The 15,997-nt window shown below is 73.1% G+C and carries 14 protein-coding genes and 1 pseudogene; 14 read left to right on the top strand and 1 reads right to left on the bottom strand.

Annotation, left to right across the window (positions count from 1 at the left end; translation table 11 throughout):
• The first annotated feature begins 60 nt into the window (after positions 1 to 60).
• From aroC to nusB, 8 genes and pseudogenes are all read left to right on the top strand, one after another.
• Complete coding sequence (aroC, locus tag IHE55_RS25595) at positions 61 to 1,245, top strand: chorismate synthase (RefSeq protein WP_197991182.1); 1,185 nt, start codon at positions 61 to 63, stop codon at positions 1,243 to 1,245.
• Positions 1,242 to 1,757: a shikimate kinase gene (locus IHE55_RS25600; RefSeq protein WP_197991183.1), complete on the top strand. Its 516-nt coding sequence runs from the start codon at positions 1,242 to 1,244 to the stop codon at positions 1,755 to 1,757. The genes aroC and IHE55_RS25600 overlap by 4 nt, the downstream gene beginning before the upstream one ends.
• Positions 1,754 to 2,842, top strand: coding sequence for a 3-dehydroquinate synthase (gene aroB / locus IHE55_RS25605; RefSeq protein ID WP_197991184.1), 1,089 nt, complete (start codon positions 1,754 to 1,756; stop codon positions 2,840 to 2,842). Before IHE55_RS25600 ends, aroB begins: the two co-directional genes overlap by 4 nt.
• Complete coding sequence (aroQ, locus tag IHE55_RS25610; protein ID WP_197991185.1) at positions 2,839 to 3,300, top strand: type II 3-dehydroquinate dehydratase; 462 nt, start codon at positions 2,839 to 2,841, stop codon at positions 3,298 to 3,300. The genes aroB and aroQ overlap by 4 nt, the downstream gene beginning before the upstream one ends.
• Before the next feature lie 193 nt (positions 3,301 to 3,493).
• Positions 3,494 to 4,418: pseudogene (locus IHE55_RS25615) on the top strand (Pro-rich N-terminal domain-containing protein).
• A gap of 262 nt (positions 4,419 to 4,680) precedes the next feature.
• Complete coding sequence (locus tag IHE55_RS25620) at positions 4,681 to 5,802, top strand: aminopeptidase P family protein (protein ID WP_197991186.1); 1,122 nt, start codon at positions 4,681 to 4,683, stop codon at positions 5,800 to 5,802.
• Positions 5,803 to 5,868: 66 nt separating this feature from the next.
• A complete protein-coding gene (gene efp / locus IHE55_RS25625) occupies positions 5,869 to 6,435 on the top strand; it encodes an elongation factor P (RefSeq protein ID WP_197991187.1) in 567 nt (188 codons plus the stop codon).
• 2 nt (positions 6,436 to 6,437) lie between these two features.
• Positions 6,438 to 6,869, top strand: a complete 432-nt coding sequence (gene nusB / locus IHE55_RS25630; protein WP_197991188.1) for a transcription antitermination factor NusB — start codon at positions 6,438 to 6,440, stop codon at positions 6,867 to 6,869.
• Positions 6,870 to 7,037: 168 nt separating this feature from the next.
• Here the strand turns inward: nusB and bldD are convergent, their stop codons facing one another.
• On the bottom strand, positions 7,038 to 7,538 hold the full coding sequence (bldD, locus tag IHE55_RS25635; protein ID WP_135337455.1) for a transcriptional regulator BldD: 501 nt from the start codon (positions 7,536 to 7,538) through the stop codon (positions 7,038 to 7,040).
• Between the two features lie 196 nt (positions 7,539 to 7,734).
• On the opposite strand from bldD, the gene pyrR reads away from it, so the two are divergent.
• The 6 genes from pyrR (at position 7,735) to carB (ending at position 15,928) form a co-directional block, all read left to right on the top strand.
• Positions 7,735 to 8,358 carry a bifunctional pyr operon transcriptional regulator/uracil phosphoribosyltransferase PyrR gene (gene pyrR, locus IHE55_RS25640; RefSeq protein WP_197991189.1) on the top strand — a complete coding sequence of 208 codons (624 nt, stop codon included), beginning with the start codon at positions 7,735 to 7,737 and terminating at the stop codon, positions 8,356 to 8,358.
• A 138-nt stretch (positions 8,359 to 8,496) separates the two neighbouring features.
• Complete coding sequence (locus IHE55_RS25645) at positions 8,497 to 9,480, top strand: aspartate carbamoyltransferase catalytic subunit (RefSeq protein ID WP_197991190.1); 984 nt, start codon at positions 8,497 to 8,499, stop codon at positions 9,478 to 9,480.
• Positions 9,477 to 10,784, top strand: a complete 1,308-nt coding sequence (locus IHE55_RS25650; RefSeq protein WP_307826820.1) for a dihydroorotase — start codon at positions 9,477 to 9,479, stop codon at positions 10,782 to 10,784. Before IHE55_RS25645 ends, IHE55_RS25650 begins: the two co-directional genes overlap by 4 nt.
• Complete coding sequence (locus IHE55_RS25655) at positions 10,781 to 11,437, top strand: PH-like domain-containing protein (RefSeq protein ID WP_197991191.1); 657 nt, start codon at positions 10,781 to 10,783, stop codon at positions 11,435 to 11,437. The genes IHE55_RS25650 and IHE55_RS25655 overlap by 4 nt, the downstream gene beginning before the upstream one ends.
• Complete coding sequence (gene carA, locus IHE55_RS25660; RefSeq protein ID WP_197992249.1) at positions 11,437 to 12,597, top strand: glutamine-hydrolyzing carbamoyl-phosphate synthase small subunit; 1,161 nt, start codon at positions 11,437 to 11,439, stop codon at positions 12,595 to 12,597. Before IHE55_RS25655 ends, carA begins: the two co-directional genes overlap by 1 nt.
• Complete coding sequence (carB, locus tag IHE55_RS25665) at positions 12,590 to 15,928, top strand: carbamoyl-phosphate synthase large subunit (RefSeq protein ID WP_197991192.1); 3,339 nt, start codon at positions 12,590 to 12,592, stop codon at positions 15,926 to 15,928. The genes carA and carB overlap by 8 nt, the downstream gene beginning before the upstream one ends.
• Positions 15,929 to 15,997: the final 69 nt, after the last annotated feature.

Below are 15,997 nucleotides of genomic sequence, written 5' to 3' on the forward strand. Positions count from 1 at the left end.
GCCAGGGCCGCGCACCCGGAGCGCCGCCTACCGCTGAGGGCGCGAGCAAGAGGAGCACCGTTGAGCAGGTTGCGCTGGCTGACCGCGGGGGAGTCGCACGGCCCCGCACTGGTGGCGACGCTGGAGGGGCTGCCGGCCGGGGTGCCGGTCAGCACCGGGATGGTGGCGGACGCCCTGGCCCGGCGGCGGCTCGGCTACGGCCGCGGTGCCCGGATGAAGTTCGAGCGGGACGAGGTCACCTTCCTCGGCGGTGTCCGGCACGGCCGTACCCTCGGCAGCCCGGTGGCCATCATGGTCGGCAACACCGAGTGGCCCAAGTGGGAGCAGGTCATGGCGGCCGACCCGGTCGATCCCGAGGTGCTGGCCGGGCTCGCCCGGAACGCGCCGCTGACCCGGCCCCGCCCCGGCCACGCGGACCTCGCCGGGATGCAGAAGTACGGCTTCGACGAGGCCCGCCCGGTCCTGGAGCGCGCCAGCGCCCGGGAGACCGCGGCCCGGGTCGCGCTCGGCGCGGTGGCCCGCTCGTACCTCAAGGAGACCGCCGGCATCGAGATCGTCTCGCACGTGGTGGAGCTGGCCGGTGCCAAGGCGCCCTACGGCCTGCACCCCGTCCCCGCCGACGTGGACCGGCTCGACGCCGACCCGGTGCGCTGCCTGGACGCCGACGCGAGCAAGGCGATGGTCGCCGAGATCGACCGGGCCCACAAGGACGGCGACACCCTGGGCGGTGTGGTCGAGGTGCTGGCGTACGGCGTGCCGGTGGGCCTGGGCTCGCACGTGCACTGGGACCGCCGGCTGGACGCCCGGCTGGCCGCGGCGCTCATGGGCATCCAGGCGATCAAGGGCGTGGAGGTCGGCGACGGCTTCGACCTGGCCCGGGTCCCCGGCTCCCAGGCGCACGACGAGATCGTCACCACCCCCGAGGGCATCCGGCGGACCTCCGGGCGCTCCGGCGGTACCGAAGGCGGCCTGACCACCGGCGAGCTGCTGCGGGTGCGGGCCGCGATGAAGCCCATCGCCACCGTGCCCCGGGCGCTGGCCACCGTCGACGTCACCACCGGCGAACCGGCCCAGGCCCACCACCAGCGCTCCGACGTGTGCGCGGTGCCGGCGGCCGGCATCGTCGCCGAGGCCATGGTGGCGCTGGTGCTCGCCGACGCGGTGGCCGAGAAGTTCGGCGGCGACAGCGTCACCGAGACGCGGCGCAACGTGCGCGGCTACCTCGACCACCTCGCCATCCGATGACCGGCCCGGCGGTCATCCTGGTCGGGCCGATGGGCGCGGGCAAGACCACCGTGGGGCGGCTGCTCGCCGAACGGCTGGACACCGGCTTCCGGGACACCGACGCCGACATCGTCGCGGCCACCGGCAAGGAGATCTCGGCGATCTTCATCGACGACGGCGAGCCGCACTTCCGCGAGCTGGAACGGCGGGCGGTGCGGGAGGCGGTCGCCGGGCACACCGGCGTACTGGCCCTCGGCGGCGGCGCGGTCATGGACGAGGGCACCCGCGCGCTGCTCGCCGGCCGGCCGGTGGTCTTCCTGGAGATGGGCGTCGCCGAGGCCGTCCGGCGGACCGGGCTGGACGCCCCGCGCCCGCTGCTGGCGGTCAACCCCCGGCAGGCCTGGCGCGAGCTGATGGAGCGGCGCCGCCCCTTCTACACCGAGGTGGCGCGGACCGTGGTCTCCACCGAGGGCCGTACCCCCGAGGAGGTCGCCGACGCGATCCTCGACGCACTCGAACTGAGGAAGGCATGACCAACACACCCATCCGTATCCAGGTCGGCGGCACCGCGGGCAGCGATCCCTACGAGGTGCTCGTCGGCCGGCAGCTCCTGGGCGAGCTGCCCGGTCTCATCGGTGCGGCGAAGAGGGTCGCGGTACTCCACCCGGAGGCGCTCGCGGAGACCGGTGAGGCGGTCCGGCAGGACCTCGCCGACCAGGGGTACGAGGCGATCGCGATCCAGCTGCCCAACGCAGAGGAGGCCAAGACCACCGAGGTCGCGGCGTACTGCTGGAAGGCGCTGGGCCAGACCGGCTTCACCCGCACCGACGTGATCGTCGGGGTCGGCGGCGGCGCCACCACCGACGTGGCCGGCTTCGTCGCCGCGTGCTGGCTGCGCGGGGTGCGCTGGGTCGCGGTGCCCACCACCGTGCTGGGCATGGTGGACGCGGCCGTCGGCGGCAAGACCGGGATCAACACCGCCGAGGGCAAGAACCTGGTGGGCGCCTTCCACCCGCCGGCCGGGGTGCTGTGCGACCTCGCCGCGCTGGAGTCGCTGCCGGTCAACGAGTACGTCAGCGGGCTCGCCGAGGTCATCAAGGCCGGCTTCATCGCCGACCCGGCGATCCTGGAGCTGATCGAGTCCGACCCGGCCGCCGCCCGCGACCCGCGCGGGCCGCACACCGCCGAGCTGATCGAGCGCTCCATCCGGGTGAAGGCCGAGGTGGTCTCCGCCGACCTCAAGGAGTCCGGGCCGCGGGAGATCCTCAACTACGGCCACACCCTGGCGCACGCCATCGAGAAGAACGAGCGCTACAAGTGGCGGCACGGCGCCGCGGTCTCCGTCGGCATGGTCTTCGCCGCCGAGCTGGGCCGGCTCGCCGGCCGGTTGGACGACGCCACCGCGGACCGGCACCGTGCGGTGCTGGAGTCGGTGGGCCTGCCGCTGACCTACCGCGGCGACCAGTGGCCGCGGCTGCTGGAGACGATGAAGGTGGACAAGAAGTCCCGCGGCGACCGGTTGCGCTTCATCGTGCTGGACGGCCTGGCCAGGCCCACCGTGCTGGAGGCGCCGGACCCGGCGATGCTGCTCGCCGCCTACGGCGAGGTGTCCGCGTGAGCGGCGCGCCGGCCGGTGCCCGGCAGCGGGTCCTGGTGCTCAACGGACCCAACCTGGGGCGGCTGGGCAGCCGCGAGCCGGACGTCTACGGCGCCACCTCCTACGCGGGGCTGGTGACCGAGTGCACCGCCCTCGGCGCCGAGCTGGGCCTGGACGTGGAGGTCCGGGAGACCAACGACGAGGGCGAGATCATCCGCTGGCTGCACGAGGCGGCGGACGGCCGGATCCCGGTCGTGATCAACCCGGGCGCCTTCACCCACTACTCCTACGGGATGCGGGACGCGGCGGCCCAGCGCACCGCGCCGCTGATCGAGGTGCACATCTCCAACCCGCACGCGCGCGAGGAGTTCCGTCACAACTCTGTCATCGCCGCGGTGGCCACCGGCACCGTCGCGGGCTTCGGAATCGGCTCCTACCGGCTGGCACTCCGCGCCCTGGCCGACGAACTGGCTGGTTGACGGCGTCCGGCGGGCGATGTTGGGTACGTGACGAACCGTCCCGGCCGCTCACACGGCGGCGGCCGGGGCGGGTACGGTTCGGTAGGGCCGGTCGGGTCGTGCGGTTCGCACGTCTGTACGCCCCTGCCGGGGAGTGCCGAGACGGCCCTCCCCCGCCCCACCCCGTCGCCTATCACCTTCAACGGAGCACCGGATGCAGCACGCAGTGGGCGGACCGCTGCCACCACCTCACGGGCCAGGACAGCGACCGGGTGTCGGCTGGACCCAGGGTGCGAGCCATCATCCTGTTCCGCCGCCGGCCCACCCGGCGCCGGCCCCCCGGCGGGCCCGCGCACCACGGGCACCCGGCCCGCCGCCGCCCGGACCGGGTCATCCTGCCGGACCGCCGGTCCACCCCGGCCACCCGGCGCCGCACCCCGCCCCTGCCCGCGCCGGCGGCACCACCGGCCGCCGGGCCGGTGGAGACCTCGATGACCACCGGCCACATCCAGCTGCCGCCCGGCGGCCCGGTGCAGATGCCGCAGCACGTGCCGGCCGGCACCCCGGTGGTGGACGCCTCGCAGGCCGCCGTCGCGGTGCTTCTGATCGGGCCGGCGGGCGCCGGCAAGACGACCGTCGCCCGCCACTGGGCCGACCGCCGCCGGGTGCCCACCGCGCACATCAGCCTGGACGACGTCCGCGAGTGGGTCAGGTCCGGTTTCGCCAACCCCCAGTCCGGCTGGAACGACAACTCCGAGGCGCAATACCGGCTGGCCCGGCGCACCTGCGGCTTCGCCGCCCGCAACTTCCTGGCCAACGGCATCTCCTGCATCCTCGACGACGCGGTCTTCCCGGACCGCCCGGTCGTCGGCCTCGGCGGCTGGAAGCGGCACGTGGGCCCGGGACTGCTGCCGGTGGTGATCCTGCCCGGTCTGGAGATCGTGCTGGAGCGGAACGCCAAGCGCAGCGGCAACCGTCGGCTGAGCGACGAGGAGGTCGCCCGGATCCACGGCCGGATGGCCGGCTGGTACGGCTCCGGGCTGCCGATCATCGACAACTCCGGCCACGACGTGGAGACCACCGCCCGGATGCTGGACGAGGTGGTCGCCCGCTCCCTGGCCAGCCCGCCGAACTGGTAGGCGGCCCGGAGCGTGCCCGAGCGCGCGCGCCGGTGACCGGGGGCACCGGGCTGCGGCCCCGGTACGCGGCCGGCCGGGAGGCGCCGGACGCGACGGAGCGCCGGGCCGGACCGGCCGGGCGGAACGATCGGCGGAAGCGGAGCGCGTCCGGGCGGGAACCGAGCGCGTCCGGGCGGAAGCGGAGCGGAACGGAGCGCCGGAAAACGCCCGTCCGGCCCCGCTCGACCGGCCGAACGCCGCCACACTCCGTACGCTCGGAAACATGTCCGAGGTGTACGCGGCCCGACGCGCGCTCCTGCGCGAGCGTTTCGCGACGGCCGGAGCCGAGGCCGCCGTCGTCTCGCGCCCCGCCAACGTGCGGTACCTGTGCGGCGCGGCGCCCACCGCCGGCGCCCTGCTGCTCTTCGGGGCCGCCGCCGGGGCCCAGGACGCCCTGGTGTGCCCCGGGGACCCGGCGGGGGAGCAGCACCGGGAGCGCGCCGACGACGCGCTGCGCAGGGTGCTGCTGCCGGCCACCGAGGACGGTACCGACCCGGTACTCGCCGCGGCCCGGCTCGCCGCCTCGGCCGGGGCGGGCGTCCTCGCCGTCGAGGAGCACCATCTCAGCGTGGCCCGGCACCGCACCCTGGCGGCGGTCCCCGGGCTGCGGCTGGCCGACCTCGGCTGCGCCGTGGAGCAGCAGCGGCTGGTGAAGGACGAGGAGGAGCTGTCCTGCCTGCGGATCGCCGCGGAGATCGCCGACCAGGCCCTGGGGGAGCTGCTGGAGTCGATCCTGGTGGGCCGGACCGAGCGCCACCTGGCCCTGGAGCTGGAGCGCCGGCTGATCGACCACGGGGCGGACGGCCCGGCCTTCCCCACCGTGGTGGGCACCGGCGTCAACGCCGGGCGGCCCGGGCACACCCCCACCGACCGGCGGGTGGAGGAGGGCGACTTCCTCAGCATCTGCCTCGGCGCGGGGTACCGCGGCTACCGCTGCGAGGTGGGCCGTACCTTCGTCATCGGCACCACCCCGGCGGACTGGCAGATCGAGCTGTACGACCTGGTGTTCGAGGCCCAGCGGGCGGGACGGGAGGCGCTGGCACCGGGCGCCGCGTACCGGGACGTGGACGCCGCGGCCCGTCATGTACTGGACTCCGCGGGGTACGGAGAGGGCGTCGGGGCGCGCACCGGCCACGGTGTCGGCCTGGAAATCGACGAGGACCCTCGGTTGTCGCCCTCGGCCATGGGTAAACTGGACGCTTGCGTGCCGGTCACCGTCGAACCGGGGGTTCACCTCCCGGGCCGGGGCGGCGTCCGGATCGATGACACGCTCGTCGTCCGCCCCGAGGCGGACGGCGGCCCCGAGCTACTCACCATCACGACCAAGGAGCTGCTCGCGCTCTAGCCCCAGCGGCGGCGTGCGGCATCACCTCTTGGTCCCACCAGCCTCAGTCCAGGAGATCCCGCAACCGTGGCATCCACGAACGACCTCAAGAACGGCATGGTGCTCAAGCTCGACGGCGACCAGCTCTGGTCCGTCGTCGAGTTCCAGCACGTCAAGCCCGGCAAGGGCCCGGCCTTCGTGCGTACCAAGCTCAAGAACGTGCTCTCCGGCAAGGTCGTCGACAAGACCTTCAACGCCGGCGTGAAGGTCGAGACGGCCAACGTCGACAAGCGCGGGATGCAGTTCTCGTACATGGACGGCGACTACTTCGTCTTCATGGACATGGACACCTACGACCAGCTGCACGTCGACCGCAAGACCGTCGGCGACGCCGCGAACTTCCTGCTGGAAGGCTTCGAGGCGGTCGTGGCGATGAACGAGGGCAGCGTGCTCTACGTGGAGCTGCCCGCGGCCGTCGAGCTGACCATCGCGGAGACCGAGCCGGGCGTCCAGGGCGACCGCTCCACCGGCGGCACCAAGCCCGCCACGCTGGAGACCGGCTACGAGATCCAGGTCCCGCTCTTCATCAAGACGGGCGAGAAGATCAAGGTCGACACCCGTTCCGGCGAGTACCTCGGCCGGGTGAGCAGCTAACCGTGGCCGCCCGTAACAAGGCCCGCAAACGTGCCTTCCAGATCCTCTTCGAGGCCGACCAGCGCGGCAGCTCCGTGCAGACCGTCCTGGCCGACTGGATCCGGCACGCCCGGACCGACGACCGGCAGCCGCCCGTCACCGAATACACCATGCAGCTCGTCGAGGGCTACGCCCGGCACGTCGAGCGGATCGACGAGCTGATCTCGACCTACGCGGTGGGCTGGACGCTGGACCGGATGCCGGTCGTGGACCGGAACATCCTCCGGCTCGGCGCCTACGAGCTGCTGTGGGAGGACCAGACGCCGGACGCGGTGGTGATCGACGAGGCGGTGCAGCTCGCCAAGGAGTTCTCGACCGACGACTCCCCGGCCTTCGTCAACGGCCTTCTCGGCCGTTTCAAGGAGCTCAAGCCCGGACTGCGCCGCGAGGCGTGATCCCGGGCGCGGGAGCCGCGGAGCGACCGTACGACAAGCCGCCGGGGGCGGTGGACCCGAAAGGGACCCACCGCCCCCGGCGGCTTTCGTGCGCGGTCGGGTTCGGCGCGGGCGGCCGGACCGCCCGCGCGCGACGGACACAGGACAACAGACGGCCGGGAGGCCGCCTCAGACGTCCTCGTGCTGAACCGCTCGACGCGCGTCGGCGCCCAGCACGCCCCAGCTGATCAGCTGCTCGGTGAGCACCGAGGGCGACTGGTCGTAGATCACGGCGAGCGTACGCAGGTCGTCCTGCCGGATCGACAGCACCTTGCCGTTGTAATCACCGCGCTGACTCTGGATGGTCGCGGCGTAGCGCTGCAGCGGCCCGGCCTTCTCGGCCGGCACATGGGCCAGACGCTCAAGGTCCAGGACCAGCTTCGGCGGGGGCTCGGCGGCCCCGCCCGGCGTGGTGCCCGGCAGCAGCTCCTGCACCGGGACGCCGTAGAAGTCCGCCAGCTCGGCAAGACGCTGCACGGTCACGGCACGGTCGCCCCGCTCGTACGAGCCCACCACCACGGCCTTCCAGCGGCCCTGGGACTTCTCCTCGACGCCATGGAGGGAGAGGCCCTGCTGGGTGCGGATGGCGCGGAGCTTGGCTCCGAGCTGTTTGGCGTATTCGCTGGACATAAAGCTCCCCGGACGCAGATTGGTAACTCACTGTGAGATTACGCAGCGTAATTTCCATTCGTCAAGCCGAATGAACCCCGGGGTCCGCCGTCAGGGGTGAGGAGAGCCGGGCAGGTTGACCCTGGTACTGTGAATGGCGCAATTACGACGTCCTTTAAGGTCCGTCCCGTGAGGCGGAGAAGGAGGTCCGTTTCGTATGGACGCCATCACCCCGCATTCCGTGCAGGGCACCCCGGCGCGCGCCGTCCTGGAGGCGCCGGACATCGCGCGGGTTCTCACCCGCATCGCCCACGAGATCGTCGAGCGCGCCAAGGGCGCCGAGGACGTGGTCCTGCTGGGCATCCCCACCCGTGGGGTCCACCTCGCCCGGCGGCTGGCCGCCAAGCTGGCCGAGATCACCGGCCGCGACACCCCGGTCGGCTCCCTCGACATCACCATGTACCGCGACGACCTGCGGCTCCGGCCGGCCCGGGCGCTGGCCCGCACCGAGATCCCGGGGGACGGGATCGAGGGCCGCCTGGTCGTCCTCGTGGACGACGTGCTGTTCTCCGGCCGCACCATCCGGGCCGCGCTGGACGCGCTCAACGACATCGGCCGCCCCCGTGCGGTGCAGCTGGCGGTCCTGGTGGATCGCGGCCACCGGGAGCTGCCGATCCGCGCCGACTACGTCGGCAAGAACCTCCCCACGTCGCTGCGGGAGACCGTCAAGGTCCACCTCACCGAGGAGGACGGCCGCGACAGCGTGCTGCTGGGCTCGCGGAGCGAGGCGGGGGCCGCCCCCGCCGACGGCCACCGGGACGCGACCGCCCCGGCCGAGTAGCGCCGCACCACGCACCGGACCGGCCCCCGCCGGGCCGGCGCCGCACCCCGCGTGCCCGCCCTGGCGCGGCCGCCCGCCCGGGCGGTGCCGCGCGCCGCGCGCACTGACGACTTACCGCCATCAACACGGAGTAACCGGATGAAGCGCCATCTCATCTCGGCCGCCGACCTCACCCGCGACGACGCCGTCCTCATCCTCGACACCGCCGAGGAGCTGGCCCGGGTCGCGGACCGGCCGATCAAGAAACTGCCCACCCTGCGGGGCCGTACCGTGGTGAACCTCTTCTTCGAGGACTCCACCCGCACCCGCATCTCGTTCGAGGCCGCCGCCAAGCGCCTCTCCGCCGACGTCATCAACTTCTCCGCCAAGGGCTCGTCGGTCTCCAAGGGCGAATCCCTCAAGGACACCGCGCTCACCCTGGAGGCGATGGGCGCCGACGCGGTCGTCATCCGCCACCACGACTCCGGCGCCCCGCACCGCCTCGCCACCTCCGGCTGGATCGGCGGCTCCGTGGTCAACGCCGGCGACGGCACCCACGAGCACCCCACCCAGGCGCTGCTGGACGCCTTCACCATGCGCCGCCACCTCGCCGCCGGCGCCGGCCGGGACCTGACCGGGCGCCGCGTCACCATCGTCGGCGACGTGCTGCACAGCCGGGTCGCCCGCTCCAACGTGCTCCTGCTCACCACCCTGGGCGCCGAGGTCACCCTGGTCGCCCCGCCCACCCTGGTCCCGGTCGGCGTCGAGCGGTGGCCCTGCGAGGTCTCCTACGACCTCGACGCGGTGCTGGCCAAGTCCGACGCGGTGATGATGCTCCGCGTCCAGCGGGAGCGGATGAACGCCGCGTTCTTCCCCACCGAGCGCGAGTACGCCCGCCGCTACGGACTGGACGGCGCCCGGATGGCCGCCATGCCCGAGCATGCCGTGGTGATGCACCCCGGCCCGATGAACCGCGGCATGGAGATCACCGCGGAGGTCGCCGACTCGCCCCGCTGCACCGCCGTGGAGCAGGTCGCCAACGGCGTCAGCATCCGGATGGCCGTGCTGTACCTGCTGCTGGGCGGCGCCGTGCTCGACGCCCCCGCCGCCCCCGCCGAACCCCGCACCGAGGAGAGCAAGTGACCCAGACCGCCCACCCCGTGACCACTCTGCTCCGCGGCGCGAAGATCCTGGGCGGCGAGCCGCAGGACGTCCTCATCGACGGCGAGACGGTCGCCGCGGTCGGCCCGGACCTGCCGGCGCCCGACGGCGCGGTCGTCGTCGACGCCCGCGGCCAGATCCTGCTGCCCGGCCTGGTGGACCTCCACACCCACCTGCGGGAGCCCGGCCGCGAGGACTCCGAGACCGTGCTGACCGGCACCCGGGCCGCCGCCGTGGGCGGCTACACCGCGGTGCACGCCATGGCCAACACCTTCCCCGTCGCCGACACCGCCGGCGTGGTGGAGCAGGTCTGGCGGCTGGGCCGGGAATCCGGCTACTGCGACGTCCAGCCGGTCGGCGCGGTCACCGTCGGCCTGGAGGGCCGCAAGCTCGCCGAGCTGGGCGCGATGCACGACTCCGCCGCCGGGGTCCGGGTCTTCTCCGACGACGGCAAGTGCGTGGACGACGCGGTGATCATGCGCCGCGCGCTGGAGTACGTGAAGGCCTTCGACGGCGTCATCGCCCAGCACGCCCAGGAGCCCCGGCTCACCGAGGGCGCCCAGATGAACGAGGGCGTGGTCTCCGCCGAGCTGGGCCTGGCCGGCTGGCCCGCCGTCGCCGAGGAGTCCATCATCGCCCGCGACGTGCTGCTCGCCGCCCACGTCGGCTCCCGGGTGCACATCTGCCACCTGTCCACCGCCGGCTCGGTGGAGATCGTGCGCTGGGCCAAGTCCAAGGGCTGGAACGTCACCGCCGAGGTCACCCCGCACCACCTGCTCCTCACCGACGAGCTGGTCCGCTCCTACGACCCGGTGTACAAGGTCAACCCGCCGCTGCGCACCGAGGCCGACGTCCTGGCGCTGCGCGAGGCCCTCGCCGACGGCACCATCGACTGCGTCGCCACCGACCACGCCCCGCACCCGCACGAGGACAAGGACTGCGAGTGGGGCGCCGCCGCCATGGGCATGGTCGGCCTGGAGACCGCCCTGTCGGTGGTCCAGCACACCATGGTGGACACCGGTCTCCTCGACTGGTCCCAGGTCGCCGACCGGATGTCCTTCCGCCCCGCCGCCATCGGCCGCCTCGACGGCCACGGCCGCCCGGTCGCCGCCGGAGAGCCCGCCAACCTCACCCTGCTCGATCCGGCATACCGTGGTGTGGTGAACCCCGCGGAGTTCGCCTCCCGCAGCCGGAACACCCCCTACCGGGGGCTGGAGCTGCCGGGCCGGGTGACGCACACCTTCCTGCGGGGCCGGGCCACGGTCGTAGACGGGAAGCTGACGTGACATCTCTCATCCATCTGGCGGCGGGGCGCGAATCCCAGGAGGTCACCGACTGGGCCGCCCGCATCGGCTGGGTGGTCGGCCTGCTGCTGCTGGTCGGCCTGGCGTACTGGCTGATGCGCGAGGGATGGAAGTGGCGCAGCACCCTGCAGGGCGACCTGCCGCCGCTGCCGCCGGTCCCCGCCACCGGCGGCGCGGACGGCGAACCGGTCCTGGTGCTGCACGGCCGCTACCACGGCTCCACCACCGCCGGGCAGTGGCTGGACCGCATCGTCGCCCACGGCCTGGGCGTCCGCAGCCGCGCCGAACTCACCCTCACCCGGGACGGCGACCTGGACGTCGTGCGGCCCGGCGCCACCGACTTCCGGGTGCCCGCCGCCGCGCTGCGCGGCGCCCGGCTCGACAAGGGCATCGCCGGCAAGGTCCTCGCCGAGGGGGGCCTGCTGGTGATCACCTGGCAGCACGGCGACCGGCTCATCGACTCCGGCTTCCGCTCCGACCGCGCCGCCGAACACCAGGCGTGGGTGGCGGCACTCACCCCCGCCGGCGGCGACAGCGAGGTCGCCGCCCCCATCGACCAGACCGCAGTTCACCGGGGAGCCGAGCGCACCCCGGCGGCTCCCCCGCGGGCCGTAACCCCCGAGAAGAGCACATGATGACCACCTCCGCCCAGGGGACCAAAGTCCCCGCCGTACTTGTCCTGGAGGACGGCCGTACCTTCCGTGGCCGCGCCTACGGAGCCGTGGGGGAGACCTTCGGCGAGGCGGTGTTCTCCACCGGCATGACCGGCTACCAGGAGACCCTCACCGATCCGTCCTACCACCGCCAGGTGGTCGTGATGACCGCCCCGCACGTCGGCAACACCGGCGTCAACGACGAGGACCCCGAGTCCCGCCGCATCTGGGTCTCCGGCTACGTCGTCCGCGACCCCGCCCGGATGCCCTCCAACTGGCGCGCCCGCCGCTCCCTGGACGAGGAGCTGGCCGCCCAGGGCGTGGTCGGCATCAGCGGCGTGGACACCCGCGCCCTCACCCGCCACCTGCGCGAACGCGGCGCGATGCGGGTCGGCATCTTCTCCGGCCCGGCCCTGACCACCACCTCCGGCACCCCGGTCGCCGACGCCGCGCTGCTCGCCCGGGTGCAGGCCGCCCCGGAGATGACCGGCGCCGACCTCAGCGGCGAGGTGGCCACCACCGAGCCGTACGTGGTGCCGGCCATCGGCACCAAGCGCTTCACCGTCGCCGCGGTGGACCTGGGCATCAAGGGCATGACCCCGCACCGGATGGCCGAGCGCGGCATCGAGGTGCACGTGCTGCCCGCCACCGCCACCGTCGACGACGTGTACGCCGTCGGCCCGGACGGGGTGTTCTTCTCCAACGGTCCGGGCGACCCGGCCACCGCCGACCACGCGGTCGCCGTGATGCGCGGGGTGCTGGAGCGCCGCACGCCGCTGTTCGGCATCTGCTTCGGCAACCAGATCCTCGGCCGCGCGCTGGGCTTCGGCACCTACAAGCTGAAGTACGGCCACCGCGGCATCAACCAGCCGGTGCAGGACCGCGCCACCGGCAAGGTCGAGATCACCGCGCACAACCACGGATTCGCCGTGGACGCCCCGCTCGACGGTCCCACCGACTCCCCCTTCGGCCGGGTCGAGGTCTCCCACGTCTGCCTCAACGACGACGTGGTCGAGGGACTGCGGTGCCTCGACGTCCCCGCCTTCAGCGTCCAGTACCACCCCGAAGCCGCAGCAGGGCCGCACGACGCCGCCTACCTGTTCGACCGCTTCGTCTCCCTGATGGAGGGCCAGCGTGCCTAAGCGCACCGACATCCAGTCCGTCCTGGTCATCGGCTCCGGCCCGATCGTCATCGGCCAGGCCGCGGAGTTCGACTACTCCGGCACCCAGGCGTGCCGCGTCCTGAAGGCCGAGGGGTTGCGGGTCGTCCTGGTCAACTCCAACCCCGCCACGATCATGACCGACCCGGAGATCGCCGACGCCACCTACGTCGAGCCGATCACCCCCGAGTTCGTCGAGCGGATCATCGCCAAGGAGCGCCCGGACGCGCTGCTGCCCACCCTCGGCGGCCAGACCGCCCTCAACACCGCGATCTCGCTGCACGAGAACGGCGTCCTGGAGAAGTACGGCGTCGAGCTGATCGGTGCCAAGCCCGAGGCGATCCACAAGGGCGAGGACCGCGACCAGTTCAAGGCGGTCGTCGAGGCGGTCAACGCCAAGATCGGCCACGGCGAGTCCGCCCGCTCGGTGATCTGCCACACCATGGACGAGGTGCTGGCCGGCGTGGAGACCCTCGGCGGCTACCCGGTCGTGGTCCGCCCCTCCTTCACCATGGGCGGCGCCGGCTCCGGCTTCGCCCACGACGAGGACGAGCTGCGCCGCATCGCCGGCCAGGGCCTGGCCCTGTCGCCCACCACCGAGGTGCTCCTGGAGGAGTCCATCCTCGGCTGGAAGGAGTACGAGCTGGAGCTGATGCGCGACAAGCACGACAACGTGGTCGTCGTCTGCTCCATCGAGAACTTCGACCCGATGGGCGTGCACACCGGCGACTCCATCACCGTCGCGCCGGCCATGACGCTCACCGACCGCGAGTACCAGATCCTCCGCGACATCGGCATCGCCGTGATCCGCGAGGTCGGCGTGGACACCGGCGGCTGCAACATCCAGTTCGCCGTCAACCCCGAGGACGGCCGGATCATCGTCATCGAGATGAACCCCCGGGTCTCCCGCTCCTCGGCGCTCGCCTCCAAGGCCACCGGCTTCCCGATCGCGAAGATCGCAGCCAAGCTCGCCGTCGGCTACACCCTGGACGAGATCCCCAACGACATCACCCAGGAGACCCCGGCCTCCTTCGAGCCCACGCTCGACTACGTCGTGGTCAAGGTGCCGCGCTTCGCGTTCGAGAAGTTCCCGGCCGCCGACGCCACCCTCACCACCACCATGAAGTCGGTCGGCGAGGCCATGGCCATCGGCCGCAACTTCACCGAGGCGCTGCAGAAGGCGCTGCGCTCCCTGGAGAAGAAGGGCAGCCAGTTCCGCTTCACCGGCGAGCCGGGGGACAAGGCGGAGCTGCTCGTCCGCGCCCAGGCCCCCACCGACGGCCGGATCAACACCGTCATGGAGGCCATCCGGGCCGGCGCCACCCCGCAGGAGGTCTTCGACGCCACCCGGATCGACCCCTGGTTCGTCGACCAGCTCTTCCTGATCAAGGAGATCGCCGACGAGCTGGCCGCCGCCGGCGAGCTCTCCCCCGAGCTGCTCACCGAGGCCAAGCGGCACGGCTTCTCCGACGCCCAGATCGCCGGGATCCGCGGCCTGGAGGAGCGGGTCGTCCGGCAGGTCCGGCAGGTGCTGGGCGTCCGCCCGGTCTACAAGACCGTGGACACCTGCGCCGCCGAGTTCGCCGCCCGGACCCCGTACTTCTACTCCTCCTACGACGAGGAGAGCGAGGTCGCCCCGCGCGAGAAGCCGGCCGTGATCATCCTCGGCTCCGGCCCCAACCGAATCGGCCAGGGCATCGAGTTCGACTACTCCTGCGTCCACGCCTCGTTCGCGCTGAGCGAGGCCGGCTACGAGACCGTCATGGTCAACTGCAACCCGGAGACCGTCTCCACCGACTACGACACCTCCGACCGGCTCTACTTCGAGCCGCTCACCCTGGAGGACGTCCTGGAGGTGGTGCACGCCGAGACCCAGGCCGGGCCGGTCGCCGGCGTCATCGTCCAGCTCGGCGGACAGACGCCGCTGGGCCTGTCCCAGGCCCTGAAGGACAACGGCGTGCCGATCGTCGGCACCTCCCCGGAGGCCATCCACGCCGCCGAGGACCGCGGCGCCTTCGGCCGCGTGCTGGAGCAGGCCGGACTGCCCGCGCCCAAGTACGGCACCGCCTTCTCCTTCGAGGAGGCCAAGCGGATCGCCGCCGAGATCGGCTACCCGGTCATGGTCCGCCCGTCCTACGTGCTCGGCGGCCGGGGCATGGAGATCGTCTACGACGAGCCGTCCCTCGCCGGTTACCTGGAGCGGCACGCCGGGCTGATCAGCGAGCACCCGGTGCTGGTGGACCGCTTCCTGGACGACGCCATCGAGATCGACGTCGACGCCCTCTACGACGGCACCGAGCTGTACCTCGGCGGCGTCATGGAGCACATCGAGGAAGCCGGCATCCACTCCGGCGACTCCGCCTGCGCGCTGCCCCCGATCACCCTGGGCGGCCACGACATCAAGCGGCTGCGCGCCTCCACCGAGGCCATCGCCGCCGGCGTCGGCGTCCGCGGCCTGATCAACATCCAGTTCGCCATGGCGGGCGACATCCTCTACGTGCTGGAGGCCAACCCCCGCGCCTCCCGGACCGTGCCGTTCACCTCCAAGGCGACCGCGGTGCCGCTGGCCAAGGCCGCCGCCCGCATCTCGCTCGGCGCCACCATCGCCGAGCTGCGCGCCGAGGGCCTGCTGCCGGCCGCCGGCGACGGCGGCACCCTGCCGCTGGACGCGCCGATCTCCGTCAAGGAGGCCGTCATGCCCTGGTCCCGCTTCCGGGACGCCTCCGGCCGCGGCGTGGACACCGTCCTCGGCCCGGAGATGCGCTCCACCGGCGAGGTCATGGGCATCGACTCGGTCTTCGGCACCGCCTACGCCAAGTCGCAGGCCGGCGCGTACGGCGCGCTGCCCACCAAGGGGCGGGCCTTCGTCTCGGTCGCCAACCGCGACAAGCGCTCGATGATCTTCCCGGCCCGCGAACTGGTCGCGCACGGCTTCGAGCTGCTCGCCACCTCCGGCACCGCCGAGGTCCTCAAGCGCAACGGCATCCACGCCACCGTGGTGCGCAAGCAGAGCGAGGGCGAGGGGCCGAACGGCGAGAAGACCATCGTCCAGCTCATCCACGACGGCCAGGTGGACCTGATCGTCAACACCCCCTACGGCACCGGCGGCCGGCTGGACGGCTACGAGATCCGCACCGCCGCGGTGGCCCGGGGCGTCCCCTGCCTGACCACGGTGCAGGCGCTCGCCGCCGCCGTCCAGGGCATCGAGGCCCTCACCCGGGGCGATGTGGGCGTCCGGTCGCTCCAGGAGCACGCGAGCCGGCTGGCGGCCTCCCGCCCGTCGTCCGCCGCCCCCGCCGACGGCGGGGAGTGACACCCCCGGGAGGGGACGCCGCCGGGCACCGGCCGGCCCGCCACGCCACCGGGCGCGGCCGCCGGCCGG

Origin of the sequence: Streptomyces pactum (assembly GCF_016031615.1) — a bacterium.
Classification (GTDB): domain Bacteria; phylum Actinomycetota; class Actinomycetes; order Streptomycetales; family Streptomycetaceae; genus Streptomyces; species Streptomyces pactus.

Excerpts from the sequence above, each read along its gene's own strand:
- IHE55_RS25600 (WP_197991183.1), top strand. The coding sequence starts at position 1,242 with ATGACCGGCCCGGCGGTCATCCTGGTCGGGCCGATGGGCGCGGGCAAG.
- aroB (WP_197991184.1), top strand. The coding sequence starts at position 1,754 with ATGACCAACACACCCATCCGTATCCAGGTCGGCGGCACCGCGGGCAGC.
- IHE55_RS25620 (WP_197991186.1), top strand. The coding sequence starts at position 4,681 with ATGTCCGAGGTGTACGCGGCCCGACGCGCGCTCCTGCGCGAGCGTTTC.
- bldD (WP_135337455.1), bottom strand. The coding sequence starts at position 7,538 with ATGTCCAGCGAATACGCCAAACAGCTCGGAGCCAAGCTCCGCGCCATC.
- pyrR (WP_197991189.1), top strand. The coding sequence starts at position 7,735 with ATGGACGCCATCACCCCGCATTCCGTGCAGGGCACCCCGGCGCGCGCC.
- IHE55_RS25645 (WP_197991190.1), top strand. The coding sequence starts at position 8,497 with ATGAAGCGCCATCTCATCTCGGCCGCCGACCTCACCCGCGACGACGCC.
- carA (WP_197992249.1), top strand. The coding sequence starts at position 11,437 with ATGACCACCTCCGCCCAGGGGACCAAAGTCCCCGCCGTACTTGTCCTG.